Annotated in this window: 2 pseudogenes; one reads left to right on the top strand and one right to left on the bottom strand. The window is 72.4% G+C overall.

The features are described from left to right. A pseudogene (locus AC1D12_RS34585) lies at positions 1–243 on the bottom strand (methionine synthase); the annotation flags it as partial. A 149-nt stretch (positions 244–392) separates the two neighbouring features. Here AC1D12_RS34585 and AC1D12_RS34580 point away from each other — a divergent pair. Then, positions 393–749: pseudogene (locus tag AC1D12_RS34580) on the top strand (membrane-bound PQQ-dependent dehydrogenase, glucose/quinate/shikimate family); the annotation flags it as partial.

Here is a 749-nt window from a genome sequence, read left to right as displayed (position 1 = left end):
GTGCTCGAAGTCGATGCCGGCCACCCGCTCGAGAAACCCGTGCACGAAGTGCTGGCGCGACTGCTCGCCGTCGCCGATCACCGACAGCCCGGCATCCTCCTGGGCCTTGATCCACAGCAGCGTCGCATCGAGCTTGGCCTGCGCCAGCGCGTCGCCCTCGGCCTTCCAGGTGGGCCACAGCTTGCCGGTCTCGGCCAGCCAGGCGGGTTTCGGCAGGCTGCCGGCGACGGTTGCATCGAACATCGGGTCATCTCCTGAAATGCTGTGACATCCCCGTGGCGCAAGGCACACCGTCCTACGCACCGCCGGGATCGCGGCCGACAGCCGGCCCGCATGCGGGCCGCTAACTTGGCCTGCGCGGGCGATTGTCCGTTGCCTTGCGGAGATTCCCCGTGCCGACTTCCCCTACCCCTTCCCGCGCGCTGCTGACCCGCGTGCTCGCCGTCGTGCTGATCCTGTCCGGCCTCGCGCTCGCCGGCGGCGGCGCATGGCTGATCGCGCTGCACGGCAGCCCGTACTACCTCGCCGCCGGCATCGCCGCCCTCGCGAGCGGCGCGTTGCTGTGGCGCAGGCGCAGCGCCGCGCTGTGGGTGTTCACCGGCTGGCTGCTCGCGACGCTGGCCTGGGCGCTGTGGGAATCCGGCCTCGACTGGTGGCCGCTCGCGGCGCGGCTGGACCTGCTGTTCGTGCTCGGCGTGCTGCTGGTGACGCCCTGGGTCGCGCGCGCGCTGGGCAGCGCCGGCCTGGGC

It is taken from the genome of Rhizobacter sp. P1_G5, assembly GCF_056405435.1.
The sequence above is the reverse complement of the archived record's forward strand: the minus strand, read 5'-3'. Positions and strand labels throughout refer to the sequence as shown.